The 24,276-nt window shown below is 59.7% G+C and carries 29 protein-coding genes and 1 tRNA gene; 23 read left to right on the top strand and 7 right to left on the bottom strand.

Annotated elements, in window-relative coordinates:
• The first annotated feature begins 82 nt into the window (after positions 1–82).
• Positions 83–1,378 (top strand): HD-GYP domain-containing protein, encoded by a 1,296-nt coding sequence (locus GH975_RS08105; protein ID WP_170272596.1) that lies wholly within the window; start codon positions 83–85, stop codon positions 1,376–1,378.
• Positions 1,379–1,449: 71 nt separating this feature from the next.
• On the top strand, positions 1,450–2,784 hold the full coding sequence (locus GH975_RS08100) for an HD-GYP domain-containing protein (protein ID WP_153714037.1): 1,335 nt from the start codon (positions 1,450–1,452) through the stop codon (positions 2,782–2,784).
• Here the strand turns inward: GH975_RS08100 and dinG are convergent.
• Positions 2,781–4,889 (bottom strand): ATP-dependent DNA helicase DinG, encoded by a 2,109-nt coding sequence (gene dinG / locus GH975_RS08095; protein ID WP_170272595.1) that lies wholly within the window; start codon positions 4,887–4,889, stop codon positions 2,781–2,783. The two genes, GH975_RS08100 and dinG, sit on opposite strands and share 4 nt — an antisense overlap.
• Positions 4,890–5,009: 120 nt before the next feature.
• On the opposite strand from dinG, the gene GH975_RS08090 reads away from it, so the two are divergent.
• The 6 genes from GH975_RS08090 to GH975_RS08065 all read left to right on the top strand — a co-directional run bounded on the left by GH975_RS08090 (position 5,010) and on the right by GH975_RS08065 (position 11,293).
• On the top strand, positions 5,010–5,735 hold the full coding sequence (locus GH975_RS08090; protein WP_170272594.1) for an inositol monophosphatase family protein: 726 nt from the start codon (positions 5,010–5,012) through the stop codon (positions 5,733–5,735).
• A 127-nt stretch (positions 5,736–5,862) separates the two neighbouring features.
• Positions 5,863–7,044, top strand: coding sequence for an acetyl-CoA C-acetyltransferase (locus tag GH975_RS08085; protein ID WP_153714034.1), 1,182 nt, complete (start codon positions 5,863–5,865; stop codon positions 7,042–7,044).
• Positions 7,045–7,182: 138 nt separating this feature from the next.
• On the top strand, positions 7,183–8,388 hold the full coding sequence (locus tag GH975_RS08080; RefSeq protein WP_153714033.1) for a DEAD/DEAH box helicase: 1,206 nt from the start codon (positions 7,183–7,185) through the stop codon (positions 8,386–8,388).
• Entirely contained in the window at positions 8,388–9,782 is a 1,395-nt protein-coding gene (locus GH975_RS08075; protein ID WP_153714032.1) for a protein adenylyltransferase SelO, read from the top strand. The genes GH975_RS08080 and GH975_RS08075 overlap by 1 nt, the downstream gene beginning before the upstream one ends.
• 2 nt (positions 9,783–9,784) lie before the next feature.
• Positions 9,785–10,804 (top strand): NAD(P)H-dependent glycerol-3-phosphate dehydrogenase, encoded by a 1,020-nt coding sequence (locus GH975_RS08070; RefSeq protein WP_153714031.1) that lies wholly within the window; start codon positions 9,785–9,787, stop codon positions 10,802–10,804.
• Between the two features lie 186 nt (positions 10,805–10,990).
• Complete coding sequence (locus GH975_RS08065) at positions 10,991–11,293, top strand: hypothetical protein (RefSeq protein ID WP_153714030.1); 303 nt, start codon at positions 10,991–10,993, stop codon at positions 11,291–11,293.
• Between the two features lie 56 nt (positions 11,294–11,349).
• Here GH975_RS08065 and GH975_RS08060 read toward each other — a convergent pair whose 3' ends face one another.
• Together GH975_RS08060 and GH975_RS08055 are read right to left on the bottom strand one after the other, a co-directional pair.
• Complete coding sequence (locus GH975_RS08060) at positions 11,350–11,934, bottom strand: FMN-binding negative transcriptional regulator (protein ID WP_153714029.1); 585 nt, start codon at positions 11,932–11,934, stop codon at positions 11,350–11,352.
• Positions 11,935–11,941: 7 nt separating this feature from the next.
• A complete protein-coding gene (locus GH975_RS08055) occupies positions 11,942–12,334 on the bottom strand; it encodes a response regulator (RefSeq protein WP_153714028.1) in 393 nt (130 codons plus the stop codon).
• A 108-nt stretch (positions 12,335–12,442) separates the two neighbouring features.
• On the opposite strand from GH975_RS08055, the gene GH975_RS08050 reads away from it, so the two are divergent.
• Positions 12,443–12,928: a GNAT family N-acetyltransferase gene (locus GH975_RS08050; RefSeq protein WP_153714027.1), complete on the top strand. Its 486-nt coding sequence runs from the start codon at positions 12,443–12,445 to the stop codon at positions 12,926–12,928.
• On the opposite strand, the gene GH975_RS08045 is transcribed toward GH975_RS08050, so the two are convergent.
• From GH975_RS08045 to tpx, 3 genes are all read right to left on the bottom strand, one after another.
• A complete protein-coding gene (locus tag GH975_RS08045) occupies positions 12,876–13,877 on the bottom strand; it encodes a RimK family protein (RefSeq protein ID WP_153714026.1) in 1,002 nt (333 codons plus the stop codon). The two genes, GH975_RS08050 and GH975_RS08045, sit on opposite strands and share 53 nt — an antisense overlap.
• A 182-nt stretch (positions 13,878–14,059) precedes the next feature.
• A tRNA-Cys gene (locus tag GH975_RS08040) sits at positions 14,060–14,133 on the bottom strand.
• A gap of 69 nt (positions 14,134–14,202) precedes the next feature.
• Positions 14,203–14,700 (bottom strand): thiol peroxidase, encoded by a 498-nt coding sequence (gene tpx / locus GH975_RS08035; RefSeq protein ID WP_153714025.1) that lies wholly within the window; start codon positions 14,698–14,700, stop codon positions 14,203–14,205.
• Positions 14,701–14,808: 108 nt separating this feature from the next.
• Here tpx and GH975_RS08030 point away from each other — a divergent pair, with 108 nt between their 5' ends.
• From GH975_RS08030 to GH975_RS07975, 12 genes are read left to right on the top strand one after another with little or no spacing between them, the layout of a single operon-like run.
• Positions 14,809–15,066, top strand: coding sequence for a Flp family type IVb pilin (locus GH975_RS08030; RefSeq protein WP_153714024.1), 258 nt, complete (start codon positions 14,809–14,811; stop codon positions 15,064–15,066).
• Entirely contained in the window at positions 15,066–16,037 is a 972-nt protein-coding gene (locus GH975_RS08025; RefSeq protein WP_153714023.1) for a hypothetical protein, read from the top strand. Before GH975_RS08030 ends, GH975_RS08025 begins: the two co-directional genes overlap by 1 nt.
• Positions 16,007–16,390, top strand: coding sequence for a hypothetical protein (locus tag GH975_RS08020; protein WP_170272593.1), 384 nt, complete (start codon positions 16,007–16,009; stop codon positions 16,388–16,390). Before GH975_RS08025 ends, GH975_RS08020 begins: the two co-directional genes overlap by 31 nt.
• Entirely contained in the window at positions 16,380–16,613 is a 234-nt protein-coding gene (locus GH975_RS08015; RefSeq protein ID WP_153714021.1) for a hypothetical protein, read from the top strand. Before GH975_RS08020 ends, GH975_RS08015 begins: the two co-directional genes overlap by 11 nt.
• Positions 16,610–17,311 carry an SAF domain-containing protein gene (locus tag GH975_RS08010; protein WP_153714020.1) on the top strand — a complete coding sequence of 234 codons (702 nt, stop codon included), beginning with the start codon at positions 16,610–16,612 and terminating at the stop codon, positions 17,309–17,311. Before GH975_RS08015 ends, GH975_RS08010 begins: the two co-directional genes overlap by 4 nt.
• Complete coding sequence (locus GH975_RS08005) at positions 17,308–18,150, top strand: pilus assembly protein N-terminal domain-containing protein (protein ID WP_153714019.1); 843 nt, start codon at positions 17,308–17,310, stop codon at positions 18,148–18,150. The genes GH975_RS08010 and GH975_RS08005 overlap by 4 nt, the downstream gene beginning before the upstream one ends.
• A complete protein-coding gene (locus tag GH975_RS08000) occupies positions 18,151–19,611 on the top strand; it encodes an ATPase, T2SS/T4P/T4SS family (RefSeq protein ID WP_153714018.1) in 1,461 nt (486 codons plus the stop codon). It abuts the gene before it with no gap.
• Positions 19,604–20,194, top strand: a complete 591-nt coding sequence (locus tag GH975_RS07995; RefSeq protein ID WP_153714017.1) for a type II secretion system F family protein — start codon at positions 19,604–19,606, stop codon at positions 20,192–20,194. The genes GH975_RS08000 and GH975_RS07995 overlap by 8 nt, the downstream gene beginning before the upstream one ends.
• Positions 20,194–20,805, top strand: coding sequence for a hypothetical protein (locus GH975_RS07990; protein WP_153714016.1), 612 nt, complete (start codon positions 20,194–20,196; stop codon positions 20,803–20,805). The genes GH975_RS07995 and GH975_RS07990 overlap by 1 nt, the downstream gene beginning before the upstream one ends.
• Positions 20,802–20,990 carry a hypothetical protein gene (locus GH975_RS07985; protein ID WP_153714015.1) on the top strand — a complete coding sequence of 63 codons (189 nt, stop codon included), beginning with the start codon at positions 20,802–20,804 and terminating at the stop codon, positions 20,988–20,990. Before GH975_RS07990 ends, GH975_RS07985 begins: the two co-directional genes overlap by 4 nt.
• Positions 20,987–21,445, top strand: coding sequence for a tetratricopeptide repeat protein (locus GH975_RS07980; RefSeq protein ID WP_153714014.1), 459 nt, complete (start codon positions 20,987–20,989; stop codon positions 21,443–21,445). Before GH975_RS07985 ends, GH975_RS07980 begins: the two co-directional genes overlap by 4 nt.
• A 10-nt stretch (positions 21,446–21,455) precedes the next feature.
• Entirely contained in the window at positions 21,456–21,698 is a 243-nt protein-coding gene (locus tag GH975_RS07975) for a hypothetical protein (RefSeq protein ID WP_153714013.1), read from the top strand.
• Here GH975_RS07975 and GH975_RS07970 read toward each other — a convergent pair.
• Positions 21,695–22,174 (bottom strand): MlaC/ttg2D family ABC transporter substrate-binding protein, encoded by a 480-nt coding sequence (locus tag GH975_RS07970; protein WP_170272592.1) that lies wholly within the window; start codon positions 22,172–22,174, stop codon positions 21,695–21,697. The two genes, GH975_RS07975 and GH975_RS07970, sit on opposite strands and share 4 nt — an antisense overlap.
• Positions 22,175–22,455: 281 nt before the next feature.
• Here GH975_RS07970 and galU point away from each other — a divergent pair, with 281 nt between their 5' ends.
• Together galU and GH975_RS07960 are read left to right on the top strand one after the other, a co-directional pair.
• Entirely contained in the window at positions 22,456–23,286 is an 831-nt protein-coding gene (galU, locus tag GH975_RS07965) for a UTP--glucose-1-phosphate uridylyltransferase GalU (protein ID WP_153714011.1), read from the top strand.
• 34 nt (positions 23,287–23,320) lie between these two features.
• Positions 23,321–24,256: a histone deacetylase family protein gene (locus tag GH975_RS07960; RefSeq protein ID WP_153714010.1), complete on the top strand. Its 936-nt coding sequence runs from the start codon at positions 23,321–23,323 to the stop codon at positions 24,254–24,256.
• Positions 24,257–24,276 lie beyond the last annotated feature (20 nt).

Raw genomic sequence — 24,276 nt, 5'->3', positions numbered from 1 at the left:
TGCAATGGATGAATAGAAACGGGGCCTTGGCCCCGTTTTTTTTGGCCGGTGTTTTATACTGCTCCTGTGGATGGGAGTCGGCATGTCGCTACCGAAGATTGCAAAGGGTGAACTCAAGGTCGGCATGTATGTCGACTTGGGGCTGTCGTGGTTTGATCACCCCTTTGCGTCGGCGCGCTTTAAGATCACTGACGCCGCCACTCTGGCCCAAATACAGGCCCTGCGAAAGCTGTCCACTGTGACCTGGGATCCGGACAAGAGCGACCTTGATAAGGCCGCGGAGTCCGGGCCTGCGGACGACGTCCAGGAAGCCGCAGCGGTCATCAGCAACGCCGACGCCGACGCCGACGCCCGCGACGCCCTTAAGTCCCAGCGCAGCGCGCTCAACAAAACCGAGTCAAAAGTGCGCCTGTTAAACCAGCGTGTACGTAATTTGATGGGTAACCTAACCAGTGGCAGCGAGATCGCGATTGCGGCGGCCGGTGACATCGCCGGCGAAGTCACCGATGACCTGGTGTCGGACCCCAACGCGGTGATGCAGCTGATTAACCTGTCCGCGGGTGATGATTCGAGTTTTGGTCGCCATGCCATCAACGTGACTGCGATGTCAGTAATGCTGGCACGCGCCGCAGAGCTGGACGATGCACAGGTCCACAGCATAGGGCTGGGTGCGTTTTTACATGACATCGGCACCACACGGTTGCCCAAATCATTGACCCTGAAAAAATCTGAGTTGAACGCACCCGAGTCGCGGCTATACCAAGAGCACTGTCGAATCGGTTTGGAAATCATGGGCGACAACGCCGCCGCCATCGTCCGCCAAATCATCGCCTGCCACCATGAACGCTGTGATGGCAAAGGCAGTCCACGTGGCCTTGGCGCCGACAAGATCCCAGTCGCTGCCAAAATCGTCGCGCTGGCCAATCGCTATGATCACCTTTGCAACCCTAGCCACGGGCGTGCACCCTTGGCGCCGTCGGATGCGATTAAGTACCTGTTCGCAAAAGAACGTGCCCACTTTGATAAGCGCTTGCTGGACTTGTTTGTGAAGTGTCTGGGCGTATACCCGCCCGGCACCTTGGTTGGGCTTAATAATGACCAGATTGGCATCGTCGTACAGTCCAATCCAGCGGCGCCGCTGAAGCCCCTGGTGGTCGTGTATGACCCGGTGGTTAAACGCACGGACGCGGTGCCACTGGACCTGTCAGCGCACGGCGCGCTGTCGGTTGAGCGCTCGTATGTAGTCGATCAATTGCCGGACGTGATTTCAAGCTACCTGGCGCTGAGTGCGCGGACCCATTATTACTTGGTCAGTGCGGTCGACAGCGAGATCCTAGCGGCCGGTGAACGACTGCGCGATCAGACCGCCAAACCCTAAGGGCTAGTACCATCGTCCTCGCCGAATTCCCTTATCCCGCCTAGGCTGACTGCCTAACGACCGAGGTAACTATGGCGCTCCAGTTTATTGATAAGGCGGACCTGAAAGAGGGCATGTATGTGCACTTGAACCTGTCCTGGTTCGAGCATCCGTTTGCGTCGGCCAAGTTTAAAATTACCGACGCCGGTATGCTCGCTAAGGTCAAGGCGTTACGCAAACTACGCAATGCTGAATGGGACCCCGAACGCAGCGACGTGCGCGAGACCATGGCTGAGGACGTGGTCGAGTTAAGCCGCGAGGACATTGACGCAATGGAAGCGGTTGAAGTGGCCAAGGTGGCCGCCCGTAACCAACTGAAAGCCTCGCGCTCGCGCCTCAACTTGGCTGAAAAAAAGGTCTCGGAGCTGAGCCAACGCGTGCGTGACCTGATGCCGAATTTGATCAGTGCCAACGAGGTCGCATTGTCCGCAGCCAGCACCATTGCTAACGAGGTTACGGAAGAGCTGACGCGCGACCCGAACGCCGTCATGCAGCTGATCAATGTGCCGACCGGCAATGACTATTTTTTCTCGGGGCACGCGATAAACGTGACGGCCTTGTCGGTCATGTTGGCGCGGGCCACTGATATGGATGACGAATGGGTGCGCGATATCGGGGTCGGGGCCTTTTTGCATGACCTGGGCATTATGCGGCTACCCAAACAACTGTCGCTTAAGCCCAACGAGCTGTCCGGGCCCGAACAGGCGCTGTATCACGAACACGTGCGCAAGGGCGCACAGATGGTTGAAGGCACTGAAAACGCGTCGTTGATCGCGATCAATATCATTCGCTATCACCACGAGCGCTGTGACGGCACCGGCTACCCCCATAAGTTAATGGCCGCGGACATCCCGGTAGAAGCCAAAGTAGTGGCGATTGCGAATCGTTATGACAACCTGTGTAATCCACGCAATGGCGGTACTCCATTGTCACCGAGCGCGGCGGTCAAACAAATGTTTGGCAAGGAACGCGCGTGGTTTGCACCGAACTTGCTGGATCGGTTTATTCGCGCGCTGGGTGTTTACCCGCCGGGGTCGTTGGTGGCCTTGTCCGATGACCGCACGGCCTTAGTCGTCGAGGCCAATCCGAACGCGCCATTACGACCCTCGGTAGTGGTCTATGACCCAACCGTTGAGCGCACCCAAGCGGTGCCGATCGATTTGAACGAGCATCACGAGCTAACCATTGCCCGTTCGTTCTTGCTCGACGAGCTGCCCAAAGCAATCACCGGTTACCTGGTCTTAAGTTCGCAGACCAGTTACTTTTTGACCGCGTCGGTTGAGGAGGAAATATTGCAAGCCGGCATGATCGTCAGCCAGGGATTCGGACAGACCAAAGCGGCGGCTAAAACCGCTCTCATCGACTAAACGCCAACCCTGCGAAAGGGTGGCAGGTCATCCAGCAGCTGACGGCCATACCCTTTGGTTTTGACCCGGTTGTCCAAAAACGTCACGGTGCCGGTGTCACTGGCACTGCGAATCAGGCGACCGACCGCTTGGCGCAGTCGAATCGATGCCATTGGTAGTGTGATCGCGCTGAACGAACGCAGCCCTTGGCGCTCGACCCATTCAGCATAGGTCGCGTGGATTGGGTCGTCCGGCTGCGAGAACGGCAGCCGCGTAATGACCACTTCCTCCAGCAAATCACCGGGTAAGTCGATGCCCTCACCGTAGCTCTGCATGCCGAAAATGATCGAGGGCTGACCACGCTCGCGGCGCAGTCGGTGATGCTTAAGCAACTCGTAGCGACCGAGTTCGAGCTGGGATAGGACCTGGGCCGACAGCCCGGTCGACAGCAATTCGGTCACGCGGCGCAGCTGGGCGCGGCTAGAAAATAGTATCAGCGTGCCTTTGTTTTGGCCGATTAAGGTTTGGGCATGGGCCAAAATGGCTTGGTCGTGAGCGTCGGCTTGGGTCGGGTCAACGGCGATGTCCGGGACCACGATTTGGCCCTGGTTGGGGTAGTCAAAGGCGCCGCCGACCATGTGACAGGGCACGTCTGGGCTGAGGCCGATGGCTTGGTAGAGTCGGTCGAATGAGCGCCCGACGGCCAGGGTTGCGCTGCACACCACGGCACCGGCGCAGGCGTCCCAGAGGCTGCTGCTTAGACCCGGGCCGGCGCTGGCCGGGCTGAACCAAAGCTCGGGATCGGCGTCTTGCCACTGAGATTTTCGTTCAATCCCGTTTAGCAGGATCCAACGGGCCTCGGGCCCGCTCGAGTTGCCGGCGCCCCATTTGGTTAGCAGCGACACCGCGTCTTCGGCGCGTATTTTGGCCTTGTTGAAAAAGCCTTGGTTGGATCGGGCGACCTCGCGATCCAATTCGCCATTGGGTTTCTCTGCTTCGTGCTTTAGCCAGTCAACCACGCTGCCCAGATCACTGGCGACGGCCCGGAATGGGGAGCCGGCGTCGGCCAGCTGGCGTTGCAATGCCGCCTCGATCGGGTCCAGCGACAGCCTTAGCAAGGGCGCACCGGCGCCACTTTCGCTCCATCGGTTGGTATCGATTTCGCGATCGATCAGCGCGCGCACCGAGTCATCCACGGCGCCGAGCGCGGCGACACAATCGGTTAGCGTTTTTTGGATGCGACGAATGGTCGACGCCAGTTCACTGGTTTTGCCGATCACACCAACCAAGGCGTCAAGCCGTTTTGGCAGGCCGGCGGCCCAATTAATACTGCTTTGCAGTTGCAGGCTGCCGGTTTGATGGTTGATCGCTTTTTCGGCCAGTTGGTGGCCTTCGTCGAACACATAAATCGCGTCCTCCGGTGCCGGCAGTACCACACCGCCGCCCAACGACAGGTCGGACAACACCAGGTCATGATTGGTAATAATAACCTCAGCGTCATCTAGCGCATCGCGCGCGGCAAAAAATGGACAGTCATTGATCGCTTCGCATTGGCGTCCGCGGCAGCCGGCGTGGTCGGTGGTGACCATGGGGATCAGGTCGCCATCGATGGATTCGTCCCATCCGTCCAGGTCACCGTCCCAGCTGCCGTCGGCGAATTGCTCGTAAAAGCCCTTTAGGCTGCCGAGTTGGTGCGTGGTAGGGCGAAAGAGGATTTCGTCCTCGTGCTGACCCTGGGTGTCGGCAATGGCTTGTTCGAGGCGAATCGGGCACAGGTAACGGCGGCGCCCCTTAGCCAGTTTGGCGTCGGTTTTTAGGGCGCCGCTGCTGATCAGCTGCGGGATGTCTTTTTGCAGTAGTTGGTTTTGCAGCGCCACCGTGGCGGTGCTGATGACCACCTGTTTGCCCAGTTCACGTGCACACAGTAACGATGGAATCAGGTAACCCACGGTCTTGCCGGTACCGGTACCGGCCTCGATGACGACCTTGCCGCCACCGTCGCGCATCAGCCCCTGTGTGACCCAGGCCAGCATGTGGCGTTGGCCGGGCCGGGATTCGCCGCCAGCGGCGTCATTAAACGCCGAGTACGCGGTCCGAATGTCGTTCTTTAGGGTGTCAGTGATCAAACTTGGTTTCCATCGTCCGTGGTGCTGAGGGTGAATGCAGGTTAGTTTGCCCGTATGCAAAGTCGAAGTGAACGTGCGCAGGGTGTTAGGTCCGTTTTAAAGTTGGCGGGGGATCAGTTGGTGCTGGGTTTTATGCGTGGCAAAGCGCACCGGCGTGACCAAACCATTCGCGGTCAGCACGTGTCGGACTTGGATTTCAGTATCGAACAGCTGCTGTTTGACGCGCTGCGTGAAATGACGCCCGCGGCGAGCATCCAGGGTGATTGCTTCTTTTACATGGGCGACACCGAGCGTTGGGTCGTGCGCGCGATCGATGGCCGCGACAATTTTTACCAACAAAACCCTTATTTTTGCATCTCAATCGCTTACACCTCGTCCCAGCACGTGACATCGGCGTGGGTGTTTGACCCGCTTCACCATCGCTTGTTCGAAATGGATGACGGTCAGGTCTCGATGAATGGGTTGCCGATGACGGCTTCGACCCGGCATGCGTTAAATGGTGCTTGCCTGGACATTGATTGCGTTCGCCCTGGTGCCCAAGAAGCGGACTGGTACCGGTTACGTATCGCCACCAACCAAGGCGTGCAATTTCGCCAGCGCGGCTGCTGCAACTTGAGTTTGTGTGATGTCGCCGCCGGTCAATCAGATGGCTACTTTGATCCGGGTCTGAAGGTCGCCGATTTTCTGGCCGGTCAGGCGATTGCGCAGGCCGCAGGGGCTACCGCCAGTAATGCGCACCTGCGCCTGCCGTGGAATAACCCGATGCCATGCCTGGTCGCCCAACGTCATTTGATTGACCCCCTAATGGCAATCTGGCCGGACTTGGAGCAGGCGGTACCGCTTTAACTTTGGTCGATTGTGTACTTCTAGCGTTTGCTCGAGTGGGCCTGAACCTTGTATAGTTTCCCTATGATGCAGCGCACAATCGAAGTGCGTTGCGGTGGTAGCATGGATCGCCTTGGGAGTTTTAGGTATGTCAGTTGAAGTCGTCATCGCCGGTGCAGTTCGCAGCGGCATTGGTAGTTTTGCAGGTAGTTTGGCGCCGTTGAGCGCAGTTCAAATCGGCACGCAAGTCGTTAAAGGTTTGCTGGAAAAAACTGGCATTGACCCCAGCCAAGTCGACGAAGTCATTTTGGGTCAGGTCCTGACCGCCGGTGTGGGTCAAAACCCCGCCCGTCAAACCAGCATCCACGCCGGCTTGCCCGCGTCGGTGCCGGCGATGACGATTAACAAAGTCTGTGGCAGCGGCCTGAAAGCGGTGCACCTGGCGGCCCAGGCGATCGCCAATGGCGACGCCGACGTTATTATCGCCGGCGGCCAAGAGTCCATGAGTAACTCGGCGCACGTGCTGCCCGGCAGCCGTGACGGCGTTCGGATGGGTGACTGGAAAGCCGTCGATACCATGATTGCTGACGGTTTGTGGGACGCCTTTAACGGGTACCACATGGGCATCACTGCGGAAAACGTGGCCGAAAAGTACGGCATCAGCCGCGTCGATCAAGACGCGTTTGCAGCGGCATCACAGGCCAAGGCTACGGCCGCTCGTGCGGCTGGCAAATTTGCCGACGAAATCGTCCCGGTGCTGATTCCGCAGCGCAAAAAAGACCCGATCGTGTTTGATCAGGACGAATACATCAAAGAAGGTACCACCGCCGAGAAACTCGGTGGACTGCGCCCGGCCTTTAAGAAAGACGGCAGCGTGACCGCCGGCAATGCGTCGGGTCTGAATGACGGCGCCGCCGTATTGTTGGTGTGCAGTGCGGCCAAAGCGGCCGAGCTTGGGTTACCGGTGCTGGCAAAAATCGCCAGCCACGCGTCCAGCGGTGTTGATCCCAGCATCATGGGCACCGGCCCGATTCCGGCGTCGACGCGCGCGCTCGAGAAAGCCGGCTGGACACATCAGCAGCTGGACGTCATCGAAGCCAACGAAGCCTTTGCCGCGCAGGCCATGGGTGTCAATATCGGCATGGGCTGGGACACCAGCAAGGTCAACGTTAACGGTGGCGCGATCGCGCTGGGTCACCCGATCGGTGCATCGGGGGCGCGTATTTTGGTCTCGCTGTTGCACGAGATGCAGCGGCAGGACGCCAAAAAAGGTTTGGCGACGCTGTGTATCGGTGGTGGCCAAGGCGTCGCGCTATGCGTTGAGCGCTAGCGCTCGCCGCCCCAGTTAACGGCTTGAATGGGCGTCCTTAGGGGCGCCTTTTTTTCGCCCTCGGTTTTGTCGCGTCTAAACGCGCGCCACGGCCGCATTTTTGGTAACCTATCGGCCTATTAATTTAAGGAAGCATCTGTGAGCGACACCGCCTGGACCCCTGAACAATTCGAAGTCGCCGTGGCTGACGATAAAACGCGTTTCCATGACTTGGATTTGCCACACGCACTGTTGCGCGCCATTCAGGATCTGGGTTTCGAGTATTGCTCACCGATTCAGGCTGAATCATTGCCGTTGTGTTTGGACGGTTACGACATGATCGGCAAAGCCCAGACCGGTACCGGTAAAACCGCCGCCTTTTTGGTCAACCTGATTGACACCTTCTTGCGTGACCCGCGCCCTAACCGCAAGCCCGGATCACCGCGCGCGCTGGTGTTGGCGCCGACCCGCGAGTTGGTCATGCAAATTGCGAAAGACGCGGAGGGGCTTTGCAAGTACACCGACCTTAACGTCCAAGAAATCGTCGGCGGCATTGATTACCAGAAACAGCGCGAAGACCTGCGAGCGGCACCCTGCGACATCATGGTGGCGACACCGGGGCGGTTGATTGATTTTCTGCGCCAAAATGAAGTCAACCTGCGCAATGTTGAAATATTGGTGTTGGACGAAGCTGACCGCATGCTGGACATGGGCTTTATCCCGGACGTGCGCCGTATCGTGCGTGCGTGCCCGCATCGCGAAAAACGTCAAACCATTTTGTACAGCGCGACCTTCAGCCAGGCCATCATGGACTTGGTGGAGCGTTGGACGGTCGACCCCAAGAGCGTGATCATCGAGCCGGACAGTGTCGCCACCGACACCGTCGAACAGATTGTCTATATCACCACCGCGGACGATAAGTACAACCTGCTCAAAAACCTGATTTTGAAGGGCGACCTGCATAAAGTGATGGTGTTTGCGAACCGCCGCACGATCGTTAATCGGTTGGCGACGCGGCTGCAAAAAGACGGTATCGAGGCGGCTGAGCTGTCCGGCGACGTGCCCCAGAAAAAACGTATCTCGACGCTGGAAAACTTCAAAGAAGGGCGGGTTCGCGTACTCGTAGCGACCGACGTTGCCGGCCGAGGCATTCACATTGACGGGGTCGGCCATGTAGTCAATTTCACGCTGCCCGAGGAAGCCGAGGACTACGTGCACCGCATCGGTCGTACTGGTCGTGCCGGTAGTGAGGGCACTAGCATCAGCTTTGCCGACGAAGATGACGGTCACCTGATCCCTGCGATCGAAGGCTATATCAATCGCAAGCTGCCGTCGGAACGCCCGAGCGAAGACCTACTCGGCTAATGCCGCTGGCATTCGACAACGCCTTCGCCCGTCTGGGCGAGGGCTTCTTTACCCGGGTCACACCGACCCCACTGTTAAACCCTTCGTTTGGCCTAACCAGCGCCCGTGCGTGCGCGCTGATCGGACTCGACTCGGGATCCGACGAAACCCTCGCCCTGATGGGCGCACACGCCTTACCCCAAGGCGCTGATCCGGTTGCCCAAGTCTACGCCGGGCATCAGTTTGGTGGCTTTAGCCCACGCCTGGGCGATGGTCGCGGCCTGCTGATTGGCGAGGTCAATGGCTGGGATTTGCACCTCAAGGGCGCCGGCCAAACCCCCTACAGTCGTTTTGGTGACGGGCGCGCGGTGGTTCGCTCCAGCGTACGAGAGTTTATCGGGTCTGAGTTCATGGCCGCTGTGTCGGTGCCAACGTCGCGGGCGGCGCTGTTGGCCGTGTCCGACACCCCGGTTCAGCGAGAACGCATCGAGCGTGCCGCCAGTTTGTTGCGGTTGGCGCGTACCCACGTGCGATTGGGCCACTTCGAGTATTTTCAGACCCAGGGCCAGCTCGATCCGCTGGCGCAACTAGTCGATCACGTGCTGACCCGTTTCGGCATCGAAGGTGGGGCTAATCCCGCATTGGCCTTGTTCAACGAGTCGCTGAGCCGCAATGCAGGTTTGGTGGCGCAGTGGCAGACGCTCGGTTTTTGTCACGGTGTCATGAACACCGACAATACCTCGATCATCGGCGATACTCTGGATTACGGCCCATTTGGGTTCCTCGACCAGCACGACCCGACGCATGTGTGCAATCACAGTGACCATCAGGGGCGTTACCGCTTCGAGAATCAACCGGGGGTGATGAAGTGGAATCTGGCGTGTCTGGCCGAAGCACTGATTCCGTTGGCCGGGGTCGAGCCGCTACGCGCCGCGATTGGTGCGTTTGACGACTGTTACCGCAGCGCGTTCCGCGATTGTTTGCATGCGCGCTTGGGCCCGGTTTCGGAGGAGGCTTTGTTTCAGTGGCTTGGCCTGTTGGAGCTAGGCGTCGATCACACGCTCGCGTATCGATATCAGGCCGAGTATCGAGGGCGCAGCGACGGCCACTATGCGCGTTTGGCGGGGCTGTTCAGTGACGCCCAGCGACCGGCGCTGGACGCATGGTTGGCGACGCTGCATGACTGCGTTGATGACTTTGACGCGCGCGCCCGTGCCCTGTGCCTGACCAACCCACGCCGGGTACCGCGCAACTGGATCTGTCAGCAGATCATCGAGTTCGGCGAGGGCGGCGATTGGGCCGCCGCCCAACGTGCTTGCGATGCACTGTTTAATCCCTTTGATGAGGCGGACCCGCGTTGGGATTCGCCGCCCCCTGAATCCATGCGGCACCTTGCCGTTAGTTGCTCGAGTTGACTATGCACGTATCTGTTATTGGCGCCGGTAGTTTTGGAACGGTTTTGGCTAGCGTGGCGGCGGCCAATCAGCACCGCGTTAGCCTGTGGTGTCACACGGCGGAGCAAGCCCGGACCATTAACACACAAGGCTGCAATCCGCGTTATCACCCCGAGCTGACCCTCGGCGCCGGGATACTGGCGACGCATGACCTGGCCGCGTGTGTGGCTGAAGCGGACTTGGTGATTTTGAGTGTGCCGAGCAAAGCCATGGCCGCGGTCTGCCGCCAGGTCGCACCGTATTTGCCAGCCGGTGTTGGTTTAATCAGTACCACCAAGGGCATCCAGGCGGATGGATTTTTGTTGATGAGTGAGGTCATTGAGGCGGCCTGCCCAGGCTACCCGGTGGGGGTCTTGAGTGGCCCGAACTTGGCCGCCGAAATTGCCCAGCGTCACCTGACGGCCTCGGTCATTGCCAGCCCCGACGGTAGCCTGCGTGATCTGGCGCGGGCGGCTCTGTCGAATAAGTACCTGCGCCTATACAGTGCGACGGATCGGATCAGTGTCGAGCTCGGCGGTTCGTTGAAAAACATCTACGCAATCGCCAGCGGTCTGGCTGCTGCGTTGCAGGTGGGGTCCAATACCCAAGCCGCATTAATTACCCGCGCACTGGCCGAAATGAGCCGGTTGGCATCCTATTTAGGTGGAAATCCGATGACCTTTTTGGGTTTGGCGGGTGTCGGCGATTTGATGGTGACCTGCACTAGTCCGCTCAGTCGCAACTACCGAGTGGGCTGGTTACTGGGCCAGGGCAAGACCCTGGTCGAGGCCGAAGCCGAAATTGGTCAAGTGGCAGAGGGCATCAACACGTTGGAGCTGGTGCACGCCAAAGCACAAGCCTTAGATGTCGTTATGCCAATCGTTGAAGGTCTGCATGAGGTGATTTTTGGCCAGCGCCCAGCGCGTCAGGTGGCGGTAAAGTTGATGCAAGCGGCCCATACATCGGACGTCGAGTTCGTATTGCCGCGTAAACCAGGTCCGTAAGCTAGATTTGATAACCAGTCGTTACTTAGAACAATGGGACATATCTTTGTGTCTTGTTGAGAGCTACGGTGACTATAGGTTAATCATTGCCGCCGAGTGGGTACGCATGCACTGGTCAAGTGGTCGGACCAATGTTAGGGTGCTTTTGTCTCGGCGGAGGCCCGAGGGTAACTAGTGATGGAAAAAATGACACAAAAATCTGAACTCACACTTTTGTATTCGCTGCGTGCGACGCTTCATGAAATGGAAACGGCCATGGGCCTCTCTGACTTGTCGGAGCTGGAACGCTCGATTTTGGAGTACATTGCGTTTTGTCAAAAGAACGAACAAAAAGTGGTTTCTTCGGAGTTGGAAGACCAGCCAATTTTTAAAGAAGTGTCGCGTGCGTCGATCTTTCGGGCCTTGAAGCAGCTGAAAAACGGCGACCACATTTACCAGGAAACCGACACGGTTGATCGCCGCGTTAAGTACTTGTTCGCGAACGCCTAAGGCGCTTCAGCGCGGATAAAAAAGCCGGCAGTCGCCGGCTTTTTTGTGGCTGGCGGTTACGTAAGCATCCACTGCGCCAAGGGGTGCTCGCCGAGGCCGGCTTTGACCTGGCGTTGGTCTTGGGGCGGGCGGTTTTGGCTGAGTTTCCATTTGGCCTGAATGTCGCTGATGTCGATGTGAAAGCCGCGAACCCCGTTCAGCATTCGGGTGATGTAGTCCGCCGGCGCATCGGTAATCGCCCAAGGCTGGTCGCGACCGGCCTCAAAATGCTCGGTCAGACGGGTCAAAATTTGGTGGGTTCGTTCGTCATCGACCAAGGTCAGCTGGCCGCGTACATGCACGCTGGCGTAGTTGGTCGTGGGCACGACTTTGCCGTCGATGGGCTTTTGCGCATACCAGCTGGGCGTTACGTACGCCGGGGGCGCGGCAAACACGGAGGTCGTGTCGATCGGGCCCTGGATGCTGGCGATCGCGTTGGCGCGCGCCACATGGCCAATTAAGCGGTCCCCATCCAGCACCATCGGAATGTGGTGGATGTCCAGCTCGGGCAATGCGACCACCAGTGTCGCTACCGGATATGCGGCAATCAATGCACGTTGCAGAGTCGGGTCGTGTTGTTCGAACGCGCTTGGAATCAGCATGGGTGTGTTAGCAGTCCTGTAGGCCGTCGGCCCATAATTCGTGGTGAAACAGCATTTCTTGGATGCGCGCGTGATCCAACGGTTTGACCAGTACGGCGCCGATGTTGTTGGCGACCAGTTGATGCAGCCGATGATCCGGTGGAATGCCGGTCAGGTACATAACACAGGCGCTGGCCATCGTTTGCAGGTGATCCAGTAGCGCTTTTAGGCGTGGCCCGCTGAGTTCAGGCATGTGCACATCGATTAAAATAATGTCGTAACTTTGGGCCTCGCACGCGGTAATGGCGTCGAGCACTGTGCTGGCGGTATGCACGCGACAATTCAGCTCGCGTGTTAACGCACGTTCGCTTTGTACCAAGTCGTCATGGTTGTCGTCGATCAGCAGAATTTGGTACATCATCGGGCCCGCAAATATACCTCAGTATAGTAGCGTTATTCGAAGGCGCGTTTGTGAATTTGTCGGCATCGGTGTGCACTAAAATTATCGTTTTGATTGAGGGTATGAAGCATGGGGCCAGGAGTGGTTTTTCGGCGTGCCTCGCGCCCAGATTGGGCCCAGTTACAGGCCATTGAGCTCGCCAGTTTTAATGGCGATCGCTTGTCGCCACGAAGCCTTCGGCGTTGGATCGACGCCCCGACCGGGGACTTTTATGTCGCCGTGCTGGCGGGGCAGGTGGTCGGCTATGGGCTGATTATTTTTCGCCGCGGATCCCGCTCCGGACGCCTGTATTCGATCGCGCTGGCGCCGGCGGGGCGTGGGCAGGGCTTGGGTCGAGGGCTTTTACAGGTGCTGCAGCAATGCGCCAAGCGGCGCGGCTGCAAGGATGTGCGGTTGGAAGTGGCGCAATCAAACGCGCCGGCGCAGGCGCTGTATCAGCGCTGTGGATATCGGCTAATTGGACACCGTGCGGGCTATTACGAAAACGGCGACGACGCCTGCCTTATGTGTTGTTCCCTCGGCGCCCCCGCGCCTGCAGTTCAGATTGGTTATTAACCTTGAACACGCCGGTGCTGAACGAGCCTTCCGGTAGTTTCATCACCATCGGGTAATCGAAGGTCTGTTCGAGCTGGGCGATTTGCACCGCCGAGTCGGTCAGCGCCATCAGAGTCTTAGGTGCAGGGATGCCGTTGTAGCTGAAGGCATCGTGCAGGTACACCTTGTTGCAGCAGCGTAAGATCGAGGTGGCGTCATCAATCACAACTAGGCCGTCCTGCTCGGCTTGGCGGGCCAGACGATAGGTTAGGTGGTCGATTGCGGTGGTCTGGCGGATAAATAGCGCGTCGTACTGGGATATCGATCCGAGCTGATCTGCAGTCAGCAGCTCCGCATGTATGCCGAGCTTTGCGGCGGCTTTTACACAGCGCGCCAAGGCTAATTTGTCGCTCGGTGGGTGCGGCTCGTTTGGGTCGATCAAAATCGCCATGTCCCAGCGGTAGGCCATGGGTTTTCGGGGTGTTCGCCAGACTCGGGTGGTGAAGTCCGTTAACGCATCGGCGCATTGGCGCTGCAGCGGCGCTGTCAAATCGTTGAAACCGACCCGTTCCGCCCAGTAATCCGACCCTTGATCGCGTTTATAAAGCGTCAGCTTAAGAATGGGGGCGGGGAAGGCATCAAAGGCCTTGCGCCCGATGCTGCTCCAACGCGGGTCATGGGCGCGGCCAAAAAACACATGCGTGGTGGCGATGACGTCAATGTCGGCGGGGCATTCGCGGGCGCGTAAATCATTGATCACTTCAACCGTGGGCAGCACCCGGTGCTGGCGTGCTTCGGCCAGTAGTGAGCAGTAATAGCCGCGACTTAGATAGTGCTCGGTGTCACACAGGTTAATGACGCGTGTCTTGGGCTCGCCCTTTTTGGGGTATTCGGCCAAGTATTGCTCAAACGTTAGCGTGTTCGGGGCGCCGGAGACGGCGTGGTCGACAACGATCAGGGTCTTGTACATGCGGACGCTTCAAAAATTGGATAATTGAAGTTTTGAGCCTGCCTGTCGAGCAATTTGTGTGGGGAGTCCGAGCGCGGGTGGTACTTGCGGCCAATCACCCCACACTAGGGCTGGAGTTTGGGCCCACAGCGGGTGCCGCCGCATCGGGAATGTTGTGTAAAGTTTTTCTTGGGGAGGTCTATTGGAGGCGCCACCCGGAATCGAACCGGGGTACACGGAGTTGCAGTCCGTTACATCACCACTCTGCCATAGCGCCGATAGAGAGAGCGCCGCAGTATAAGGACTCCGTCTCAAAAGTCCACACCCTGCGGCATTCAATTAACGATTATTGAATCGCTGCCTTGGCGGCTGCGTAGTCCGGTTCCTGGGCGATTTCCGGCACCAACTCAGCGTGGGTGACGATGCCCTCGGGGCTGACCACGACCACGGCGCGGGCCGTCAGTCCTTGTAGCGGGCCGTCGACCATCTGGACGCCGTAATCCAGCGCAAATCCACTGCGGAATGTGCTGCCGGTTTCAACCTGGTCAAGTCCTTCAGCACCACAAAAGCGGGACTGGGCAAAGGGCAGGTCGGCGCTGACGCAAAGCACCACGGTATTGTCCATCGCCGCGACGTCTTCGTTGAAACGACGTGTGCTTTGGGCACAGGTCGGGGTGTCGATGCTGGGGTAAATATTCAAAATCAAGTTTTTGCCCGCGTAGGTGGCCAGCGTGGCCTCGCTTAGGTCCGCCTTGGTCACCGAAAAGTCCGGCGCAGGGGTCCCGACCGTGGGTAGCTCGCCGGATGTGGTTGCGGGCGTGCCGCGCAGTGAAATGGTCGCCATTAAAAAAATCCTTATTGGTCTGAAGTTCAGGGCTCAACGCCCCAAGGGGATTCGCCCATTCAAGCGATTACCTAGTGTCGTTCGTGCATTCACAAAAGGAGCGATGCAATGCAGATACGACAGCAAAAAGGCCAGTCACTCAGTGAGTACCTACTCATTCTGGGGCTGATCGCCGTAACTTCAATCGCCGTGGTCGGAACACTCGGTTCAACTATTCGCGCCCAGGTCGCGGCAATGACTCAGGAGCTGGCCGGTCAGGACTCGGCGGCGGCGACGGGTTTGGCCAACGCCCATGCCGGTAAGGCGCTGATCGATGCCACCGAACAGCTCGGCTTGGATCGTCTGCGCGCGGGCGAGGGCAACTAGTGTGGCGGCGCTCGTGGTCCGCCCGGTCGTCCCAGGGTGCCGGTTTTGTTTTGGTCACGCTGTTGGTGGCCATGCCGGTGCTGTGGTTTTCGGTTTACGGCGGGTGGCAGGTCACCCGAGCCGTTCAGGGCTCCCACGAACGCCAACGCGGTCTGGACCGGGCGGCATACTCCGGTGCGGCGAAAATAGCCGATACCTTAAATGCGATCGCGCTTCACAATCAGGGCGCCGTCGGCGCCCACTTATTGCAGGGTCATCTAGTCACTCAGATGGCGTGGACCGAATATGCCGCGCAACTGGCGCGCCGTGGAGGCGCCGTGATGGCGCTGGCGTTGCCGGGCATCGGGGCGGCGATCATGCGAACGGCGTCACATGCGTTGTCGGTGCAGCGCCAACAGATGCCGGTATGGACTCAATTATTAGGGGCGGCCGGTCAAACTCATCAGTGGTTGGCGTGGGGGCGTATCGCCTCGCTAGCGTCCCAGTTACCGGCGACCATCGAGGACACGGGCGCCGGCCTCGTCAGCCGTTGGCTGGTGGATCCACAGGCGCTGGCTGGCTTTCGAGCGGTAGCTATGCAAGGTCCGGTTTTGGACGCGGCGATAGACGATCGGCGCTGGATCCAGACGCGCTCATGGCGCAGCTCCGTGATCTGGATTGCCGGGCTGGAAAAACACGGCGTGACCGAAGCCGAGAACGGTCAGTGGCGCGCACGGGACGAACTGTCGATGACGGTCAAACGCTGGTTTCGCACCAAGCGGATACGACTGGCCGGTGGCGACGAAAGCTCGGCCCAGCACGGATACCTTGGGGCGGCCGATTTGATCGCCTTTCAGCCACAGTCGCTGTGGCTGTCGACCTACGCGCAACCCGATGTGTCGGTAGCCTGGACGCGGCCGTCACAGCCCCATGCCTTGGACGCGGTGTTGCTGTGGCCGGTGTGGGACGCGACGCGGCAGGTGGCGCGCTGATCGAATTGCTGCTGATGATGGGGGTCATGGTGGCCTTGATCTCGGGCGCTCGTAGTCTTGCCGAGGCCGGCGACGACTGGCGTCAGCGTGCCTCGCTCCATCACCAACAATTATGGCAAGGCGGACACGCCGGCGATCGTCGTCAACCGGACCGCGCTATCTGGGTAGCCGAAGGGGCGCTTAGCGACAACGAGGCCGAATCACGGGCCATGCGCGGTCTGCCCAATTCCGGCGTCGGCTGGGGTGCGCTTCAGCCGCTGCCGTATGGACTCAGTCCGACCGGGTTTAAGGAGCTTGGCACCTTTGACCGCTCAGGTTTGGGTTTGCCGGTGGGGAGTTCGCATGCGCGCTGAATTAGCCCGGTGCGTCGCCGCATTGCCGAACGGCCTGAATGGCCTGACGTGGACCCAACCTGACGCTGGCGTTGCCGCGGCCTGGGCGGCCACTCAGCATAGCTTGCCGCCGCCGGCTTGGCTCAGTGTCGACAACGGGTGGGCGCATGCCCATTGCTGGCTAACTCAGCAGGCAGTCGATGGTGGCTGGTTTTGGTTGATCTCGACCTTGGAGGGGCTATGACCGTGCGTTGGCGACTACCGCTCTCGGCGCTTCGGGCCCAGACCCTGAGGGTGCTCGGTGCTGGGGTGTTTGTTGCCCTGGGGGTCTACATTCAGGGGCTTGAGGGGGCGGCGATCCCGGCCCCAACGCAGGCGACGGTTGAGGTGGTCGTGCTGGCCCAGGATCTTCCTCGGCACGCGCCACTGAGTGCCGACAAATTCCGTGTCCGGGCCTTGGTAGCCGAGGTGCTGCCGGCGGATAGCGTCACCCCAGCGGACTTTACAGGTCTGGCTGGGCGCGTGGCTCGGACTGCGCTGCGCGCAGGCCAGGTGCTGACGTTGGGCGACGCGGTAATCGCGCCTAAACCGACGCCGCGCCAACGGTTGGGCGCGCATGTCCGTGTCCCAAGCACACAGGTTCAGGGGATCGAACGAATCCAGGTCCCGGTCCAGCGTGACCTGTACGGTCCAGGCATTACCCTATACGGCGCCTGGATCGAGGCGCTGGACGGGGACTATCGAATCAGCGTGGCCGCTGAGCACGCCCCGACACTTGCGCAAATTGCCCGTCAAGGCTCGTTGGCGGTCGAATGTGCGGCACCTAGTTGCCGTCCCTCACCCACTCCGGCACCCGAGGTTGCGCCGCCAGTCATCCGTTCGGCGCCGTTGCCACCACCGTTGCGTGTCAGCTACGGCCTGTTCCCATCGGAGCAACCATGAGGGCGCGCTGGCTGATGGTGTGGCTGATGGCGTGGCCGGTGTGGGCGGCGGAGTTGCGCATTGAGGCGGGCCAAACGCGGTTGGTCGATCGTGTCGGTGTCAGCGAAATCCTACTGGGAAATGGGACGGTAGCGACTGTTCGTCCGGTCAACGAATCGACAGCATTGGTCGTCGGCATCACACCAGGAGTGACTGAAATGTATTTTATTGATCGTCTCGGCGGCGTCAAAAACGCGACCCTAACTGTGGTCGGCGTCGGCACGCTACTGGGGCCGCTGCAATTGCGCCTAATTGTGATCGAAGAATCCACCAGCGAAGCGTCCCAGGGCGCATTTTCAGGCAGCCTCAATGCCCGCACCGAATTTGGTAGCGCGGGCACGCAAAGCTCGATCAACGGCTTGCTGAGTTGGTTGCCCAGCGCCGAGGCAACCGGGCTTCGTGTGGTGGCGAAACCGCGTATTCAAATCGAGCCTGGACATCCTGCCAGCCTCAATGTTGGCGGCGAGATCGAGCGGGCGGGCGCGGAGGGCGCCACCGAAGACAAAGCCTATGGTCTGGAGTTAACCGCTGAATTTTTGTGGATCGATGCGATGACCGTGCGCCTGTCCCATTCAATAGCCTTGCGTTCGCCGGCCGGCGACGGTGAGTTTCGTCGCCAAACTCTGGAGCAGACGCTGACCCTCGGCGTATCCCAAGTCGCGGAGCTGGCACGTTTCGAGGGCGCTGAATCAAGCCGAGGTACCGTGCACCAAGGTATCCCGTTGGGCGGTAAGCGCCACGATCAGTCGCGCGTGCGCTGGCGTGTGTTGGGCTGGCTTGAACCGGTTGAGGGCTATTGAATGGAATCCTTAGACGTCGTCGACACCCAGTGGTCCGACCTGGATGGTTGCATTGAAGTTCACGGTGGGACGGCCAGTGTGGCGCTTGTACTTAATCGCACCGTCGTTATCGGCCGCGGCCAGGCCCTGGACCCGGGTTCGACCTTTGTGTCTGAACGGCATGCGGAAATTCGGCTGACCGACCAAGGCTGTCAGGTGCGGGACCTGGGCAGCACCAACGGTACGCGCGTGGCGGGGCGTCGTTTGCAGCCGGATCAGTGGGTCAAACTAAGCCTTGGGGCGGGTTTTAGTGTCGCCAATGTGACCCTGCGATTGCGCGTGCTCGAGTCAGCGCCGCGCGAACCGGCCATACAGCCGCGCATCACACTCGATGTGCTCGGACTCGTTGAGGCTGCGTTCACGCGCATGATTCAGGTGCCGTCGTCGGTCAGTGACTTGCCGTGGTGGCGTGCGCTTGACCACCCGGATGCGCCTGGGCTGCTCGACGCTGATCTGCCTGAACTGGACGCATGGCTAAACGGATATGGGCCTATTCAAGCATTGATGGATGACCCCAGCATCACCGAAATCATGGTGTTGGGCACTCAGCCGATCTGGGTTGAACGCGCCGGCTGCCTTGAACAAACCCTCCATGTATTTCCGTCGGTTGAATTATTGCAGCGTGTGATTGATCGCATGCTGGCGCCGTTGGGGCGACGTGCGGATCGTTCGTCGCCCTTAGCCGACGGTCGTTTGGCCGACGGGTCGCGCGTCAACGTGGTGTTGCCGCCGGTGGCCCTGTCGGGACCGGCGTTAACGATCCGCCGTTTTCAGCGTCAGGTTAATGAACTGTCTGAATGGATCGCTGCCGACTCGATTCCCGGCGACGTCGCCCAGGCCCTGGCTCAAGGTGTCGAGCAGGGCCGGGACATCCTGATTGTCGGCGGTACCGGCGCGGGTAAAACGACGCTATTGAACGCACTCGCCGGATTCATTCCCGAACAGGCCCGCGTGATCAGCATTGAAGACGCCGCCGAACTGGACATCAAACATCGTCATTGGGCGCGCCTCGAGACACGCTCAGGCGGACTGGATGGGCGTCAGGGATTAGCCGCCCGTGATTTGCTAATCAATGCGCTGCGTATGCGTCCGGACCGGTTGCTGTTGGGCGAGGTCCGAGGCGCCGAAGCCTTGGAACTGATCCAAGCGCTGAACACCGGACACCGCGGCTGCATGAGCACACTGCACGCCAACTCAGCCACGGCCTGTGCGCGACGCTTAGAGGTGCTCCTGTTGTCGGCCGGCATCGACTGGCCATTGGTCGCCGTGCGGGAGCAAATTGCCCAGGCCTTGGATTTGGTCGTGGCAATCGAGAAGGCCCCCAGTGGCCAGCGCCGCGTGGTCGAGGTCGCTGAATTGGTGGGGTTCGACGGCGACGATTACCAGTGGATGCACCACTATCGGGCCGGACACGATGTTTGAGTTGCTGATCGGGCTGGGCGGTTATTACTTGGTCAGTGCGGGCCTGGTGTGGCGCGCAGGCGCGCGGCTTCGCCAGCAACAACGGGTCCAATTGGCACACTTGCCGGACCTGCTTCGGCGTTTATCCGCTCAAATCGTAGCCGGTGGAAGTCTTAACCAGGCGGTAGCGGGTTTGGTTACCAGTATGGGTGGGGCGACGCCACCCAGTCTAAGCCCAAGTCAATGGCTGACGGCATTGGCACGGGATCTGCCCAGCGCGGATTTGGACGACTTGGCGACCCTAGTCGATGTGCTGGCGTCGGAGGGCGGATCGCCATTGGCGCACATCGATGCCCTAACCCAGCGCATCCAAGTGCGCACGCGCGCCCGCAGCATGGCGGTCGTGGCCATGGCGCCGGTCAAGGGGCAGGCGCGGTTGGTGTTATTTGTCATGCCGATCATGGTGCTGATGGTGTTCGCACTTGAGCCGCGTGCAACAGCGACGCTATTTACGACCCACGCTGGGATTGCCGTATTGGCGGTCTGCATCGCACTTAATGCGCTGATCTGGGTTGCATTTCAGCGCCTGGGTAGGGTCCGGTGATGGCCTTGATGATGTTGGCTATCGCCTGGTGGTTGCTGCCAGCCCCTTGGCACTGGTTGAGCTTGCCAGGCTTCATGATCGCGGCGGCCAGCCCTGTCGCGGTGTGGCCATTGCTTGCGGCAGTTACCCTCATGGCTCGACGTTGGGTTGGCGCTTTGCAGCGCGCCCGGGCCGCCCGCGAAGTTCGATTGGCCGCACCCGTTTGGGTTGCGCTGTTGGCGCTGTATGCACCGATCGCGGGCAACTTGGCGGCCGCAGCCACGTTGGCCTCGGCCCGCTGGCAACAGCGTTATCCGCATCTTGCGTCGGCCCTAGGGCACCCAGGGTTGGTGGACCTGGATCATCGGTGCCGCGCCCTAAACGATGCTCAAACTTACGGGCCCTTGGTGGCTCAGGTTGCGGCCGGCCTTGATCGAATGCGCGATCAAGGTGTCGATACCCAGGCCTGGTTAGCACAACTTCAGGACCAGCATGACATGGCCCAGGCCGAACAGATCCAAGCCCGGGCTGCGGCGCTCGGTTCGAAGCTGCTGGTGCCGCTGGTGCTGGGTGCGTTGCCGCAGGCCTTTTTGATCATCGGTTTTGTAACGCTCCAAGGGGAGGGCATATGAAGTGGATCGGGGTTGTTTTGCTGTGGGTCGCCACGTCGGTGATCGCGCAACCGGGCAGTGCCTGGAGCGACTGGCGTGGCGCTGATAAGCCGGCGCAAAAGCCGGCGGCTCAAGCTGCTCGGCGGTTGATCCTCAAGGGCGTCAAGGTGCTGCACCGAACGGCTGCTGTACGGAGTGAAAAATGAGCCGGTTCGGGCCCGCGTGGTCGACGCTAGCACTGGTGTTGTCGGGCTGTCAGGCCTGGGCCCCGGTGCCGGTTGATAGCCATTCGGACATCAGTCACAAAAGCGTTGCCCAGGGGCAGGTGTGGCTGGCGCAGGGTCACTTCGGCCATGCCATCGAGGTCTTGCAAGGGGCCGTGCGTCGAAACCCAGACGATGCGCTGGCCTGGCGTGTGCTGGGGCGGGCGTATTGGCATGCGGGTATCGAGGCGATGGCCACGCAAGCGGCGTTGGACCCGACCCAGGTTGACCTGGAGCCACTGGGGGCCGCGGTATTTCAACTGGAGGACTATTTAAATGAAACAATGCCGGGGTATCGCCCTGACCGAGAGCCTGTTGCTGCTGCCGATCGTCGCGAGCCTGTTGTACGGGGTCATCGCGGGATCACGGTTGTGGATCCAGTATGGCGCCTTGAATGATGTCGCTTTGGTGTCCGCACGAGCCGCCGCTCAGGGTTCACAGGCCCAGGTTCAAGGCCGTCTGCGCGCTCACGCGCTCGGATTGAGTCCGTGGCTGGTGATGGTGTCGACTGCCCAGACGGGCAGTCAGTTTACGGCAACCGCGCGCTACCCGATTACGCCATGGTTATTGGCTCGCTCGTTGGCGCGAGTGGGAGGCTCGCCAGTGCTCTCGGCGGAGGCCGCGTCGTACGCTAAACCGGGCGTGGATTAACGACCAGCGGCGACCTCTTCGACCGTCGCTTGAAGGCCGATTTTAGCGATTTTGTCGTCAATCTGGGCTTTGTAGCTGGACAGCAGGCTGACGCCTTCGACGGCGACGTCCAGAACGCGCCAACCGGTGTCCGACTCAATCAGCCGGAATTCCGTGGCCAGCCAATCTTCGCCAGGGCGGCGCAGGCGCGTGGTCACAATGGCACGGTCGCCGCGGGTCGACAGCCGTTCGCGCAGCACCTCGAGTTCGGCCGCTTTGAATTGGCTGAACGCGGCGCCGTACAGATCCAGTAGCCGGATCTGCATGCCGTCGATAAAGCGGCGTTGATCGGGTTGGCTAATGTCGCGCCACGGCCGCCCAACCGCGCGCATGGCGATTCCGTCGACGTCGACCAGCGGAATGATTACACGCTCGGCCAGCGCGCGCTGGCCGGCGGCGTCATCCACAGCCAGGTCCGCACGCTGAATTTCTGTCAATATGACAGCAGTATTGTCGGCAACCCAGGTCGAAGGACTGTCGGACCCGTGCGCGGTCAAGGTGACTAGTAGGCTTAAAAAAGCGAGGGCGCGGAACATAAGGATTCCCTATAAACAGTGTCGCAAGCATAGCGCAGGGCCCAGTCCATGCCCAACCGTTGCTCATGGTAGCGGCCGTATTTGGGTAGCGCATGCGTAATTAGTCCCAACTGGTAGACGCGTCACACACCCTTGACTAGGATCAAGGCAATATTTGCCATCCCGCTGTATCGAGGTTCGTTTTGATTAAGAAGTGTTTGTTTCCTGTTGCCGGTTACGGCACGCGTTTTTTGCCCGCTACCAAATCAATGCCCAAAGAAATGCTGCCGATCGTGAATAAGCCGCTGATTGAATTTGGCGTCGAAGAAGCGCTGGCGGCTGGAATGGACCGTATGGCGTTTGTGACCGGTCGCGGCAAGCGCGCGATTGAAGATCACTTTGACAAAAACTATGAACTCGAAGACCAAATTCAGGGCACCGCCAAAGAACAGGCGCTGGCGCCGATCCGCGAGCTCATTGATAAGTGCGAGTTTTCATACACCCGCCAAAAAGAAATGGCCGGGTTGGGTAACGCGATTTTGACCGGTGAAACCTTGATCGGTGACGAGGCGTTCGGCGTGGTGTTGGCGGACGACCTATGCGTCAATGATGGCGAGGGCGTGTTGGCGCAAATGGCCAAGCTATACAAGCAGTTCCGTTGCAGCATCGTTGCGATCGAAGAAGTCCCCGCCGAAGACACCAACAAATACGGCATTATTTGCGGCGAAGAAATCAAAGCTGGTGTGTACCGCGTGACGGACATGGTCGAAAAGCCCGAGCCTGAGGACGCACCCAGTAACCTGGCGATCATTGGGCGCTACATACTAACTCCGGACATTTTCGATATCCTGCGCACCACGCCCGCGGGAAAAAATGGCGAAGTTCAGATCACTGATGCGTTGCTGCAACAGGCAAAAGATGGCTGTGTGATGGCGCTGAAATTTAAGGGCAATCGCTTTGACTGCGGCAGCCTGGATGGCTTCGTTGCGGCCACTAACCACGTGTACGGTCGTTACCAGAAAAAAACGCCCTAGTGCTTTGTCCCCGCAGCCTGGTTAGCCTCTACCCATGCTGACCTTTACCTACCACCCTGATTACAGTTACGACTTCCCGGACGACCACCGCTTTCCGATGAGCAAGTTTCGCCGCTTGCACGACAATCTAGCCGGCAAGGGTATTTTGGACCGAGTGCGGCTGGTGGCGCCTGAAAAGGCCTCCATCGACGATTTGTGCCGGGTCCATTCGCGTGATTATGTGACCGCCATCGCCGAGGGCTCGCTGGACAAGCGCGCGCTGCGAGCGTTGCGACTGCCGTGGTCCGCGCACTTGGCCCATCGCTCATTCATTGCGGCGAACGGCACGCTGTTAACCGCACGCAATGCCCTGCAATACGGACTGGCCTGTCATATGGCCGGCGGTACGCACCACGCGCACGCCGCCGGCGGCGCCGGTTTTTGCGTGTTCAATGACATGGCCTATACCGCCTGCACCTTGCTGGATTCGGGCGAGGTCGAGCGGGTATTGATTTTAGACACCGACGTGCACCAAGGCGACGGCACGGCGCGTATGTTGGCGGACCAACCGGGTACCTTCACCTGCAGCCTGCATTGCGCTCAAAACTACCCGCACCCGAAAGCGCAATCGGACTTGGATGTGCCCATCCAAGCGGGCACTGACGACGACGGTTACCTTGACGTGCTGTCCAGTACGCTGGATCGCTTGTTGCTGACCTTTGCGCCGGATTTAGTGATCTACGACGCCGGTGCCGACGTCCACACCGACGACGCACTGGGTAAGCTTTCGTTGAGCAGTGCCGGAATGCGAGAGCGTGACCGGTTGGTGTTTGAGCGATGTCATGACGCCGGGGCGGCGGTGGCGAGTGTTATAGGCGGTGGCTATGACTTGGATCGAGAGGCCTTGGTGGAGCGTCATGCAATCCCTTTTGAGGTCGCTTTCGAAATCGCTTCAAAATTGGGCTTGCGTCTTGAAAAAACGGTGGCATAATTCGCGCCCACAACGAAGCG

This window comes from Litorivicinus lipolyticus (genome assembly GCF_009650135.1).
Classification (GTDB): Bacteria; Pseudomonadota; Gammaproteobacteria; order Pseudomonadales; family Litorivicinaceae; genus Litorivicinus; species Litorivicinus lipolyticus.
This window is presented reverse-complemented; position numbering and strand designations above follow the sequence as displayed.

Coding starts and splice junctions, on each gene's coding strand:
- GH975_RS08105 (WP_170272596.1), top strand. CDS start 83: ATGTCGCTACCGAAGATTGCAAAGGGTGAACTCAAGGTCGGCATGTAT.
- GH975_RS08030 (WP_153714024.1), top strand. CDS start 14,809: ATGCAGATACGACAGCAAAAAGGCCAGTCACTCAGTGAGTACCTACTC.
- GH975_RS08100 (WP_153714037.1), top strand. CDS start 1,450: ATGGCGCTCCAGTTTATTGATAAGGCGGACCTGAAAGAGGGCATGTAT.
- GH975_RS08065 (WP_153714030.1), top strand. CDS start 10,991: ATGACACAAAAATCTGAACTCACACTTTTGTATTCGCTGCGTGCGACG.
- GH975_RS07990 (WP_153714016.1), top strand. CDS start 20,194: ATGGCCTTGATGATGTTGGCTATCGCCTGGTGGTTGCTGCCAGCCCCT.
- GH975_RS08010 (WP_153714020.1), top strand. CDS start 16,610: ATGACCGTGCGTTGGCGACTACCGCTCTCGGCGCTTCGGGCCCAGACC.
- GH975_RS07960 (WP_153714010.1), top strand. CDS start 23,321: ATGCTGACCTTTACCTACCACCCTGATTACAGTTACGACTTCCCGGAC.
- GH975_RS08015 (WP_153714021.1), top strand. CDS start 16,380: ATGCGCGCTGAATTAGCCCGGTGCGTCGCCGCATTGCCGAACGGCCTG.
- GH975_RS08005 (WP_153714019.1), top strand. CDS start 17,308: ATGAGGGCGCGCTGGCTGATGGTGTGGCTGATGGCGTGGCCGGTGTGG.
- GH975_RS07995 (WP_153714017.1), top strand. CDS start 19,604: ATGTTTGAGTTGCTGATCGGGCTGGGCGGTTATTACTTGGTCAGTGCG.
- GH975_RS08000 (WP_153714018.1), top strand. CDS start 18,151: ATGGAATCCTTAGACGTCGTCGACACCCAGTGGTCCGACCTGGATGGT.
- GH975_RS08055 (WP_153714028.1), bottom strand. CDS start 12,334: ATGATGTACCAAATTCTGCTGATCGACGACAACCATGACGACTTGGTA.
- GH975_RS08075 (WP_153714032.1), top strand. CDS start 8,388: ATGCCGCTGGCATTCGACAACGCCTTCGCCCGTCTGGGCGAGGGCTTC.
- GH975_RS08070 (WP_153714031.1), top strand. CDS start 9,785: ATGCACGTATCTGTTATTGGCGCCGGTAGTTTTGGAACGGTTTTGGCT.
- tpx (WP_153714025.1), bottom strand. CDS start 14,700: ATGGCGACCATTTCACTGCGCGGCACGCCCGCAACCACATCCGGCGAG.
- GH975_RS07985 (WP_153714015.1), top strand. CDS start 20,802: ATGAAGTGGATCGGGGTTGTTTTGCTGTGGGTCGCCACGTCGGTGATC.
- GH975_RS07980 (WP_153714014.1), top strand. CDS start 20,987: ATGAGCCGGTTCGGGCCCGCGTGGTCGACGCTAGCACTGGTGTTGTCG.
- GH975_RS08060 (WP_153714029.1), bottom strand. CDS start 11,934: ATGCTGATTCCAAGCGCGTTCGAACAACACGACCCGACTCTGCAACGT.
- GH975_RS08085 (WP_153714034.1), top strand. CDS start 5,863: ATGTCAGTTGAAGTCGTCATCGCCGGTGCAGTTCGCAGCGGCATTGGT.
- GH975_RS08050 (WP_153714027.1), top strand. CDS start 12,443: ATGGGGCCAGGAGTGGTTTTTCGGCGTGCCTCGCGCCCAGATTGGGCC.
- GH975_RS08045 (WP_153714026.1), bottom strand. CDS start 13,877: ATGTACAAGACCCTGATCGTTGTCGACCACGCCGTCTCCGGCGCCCCG.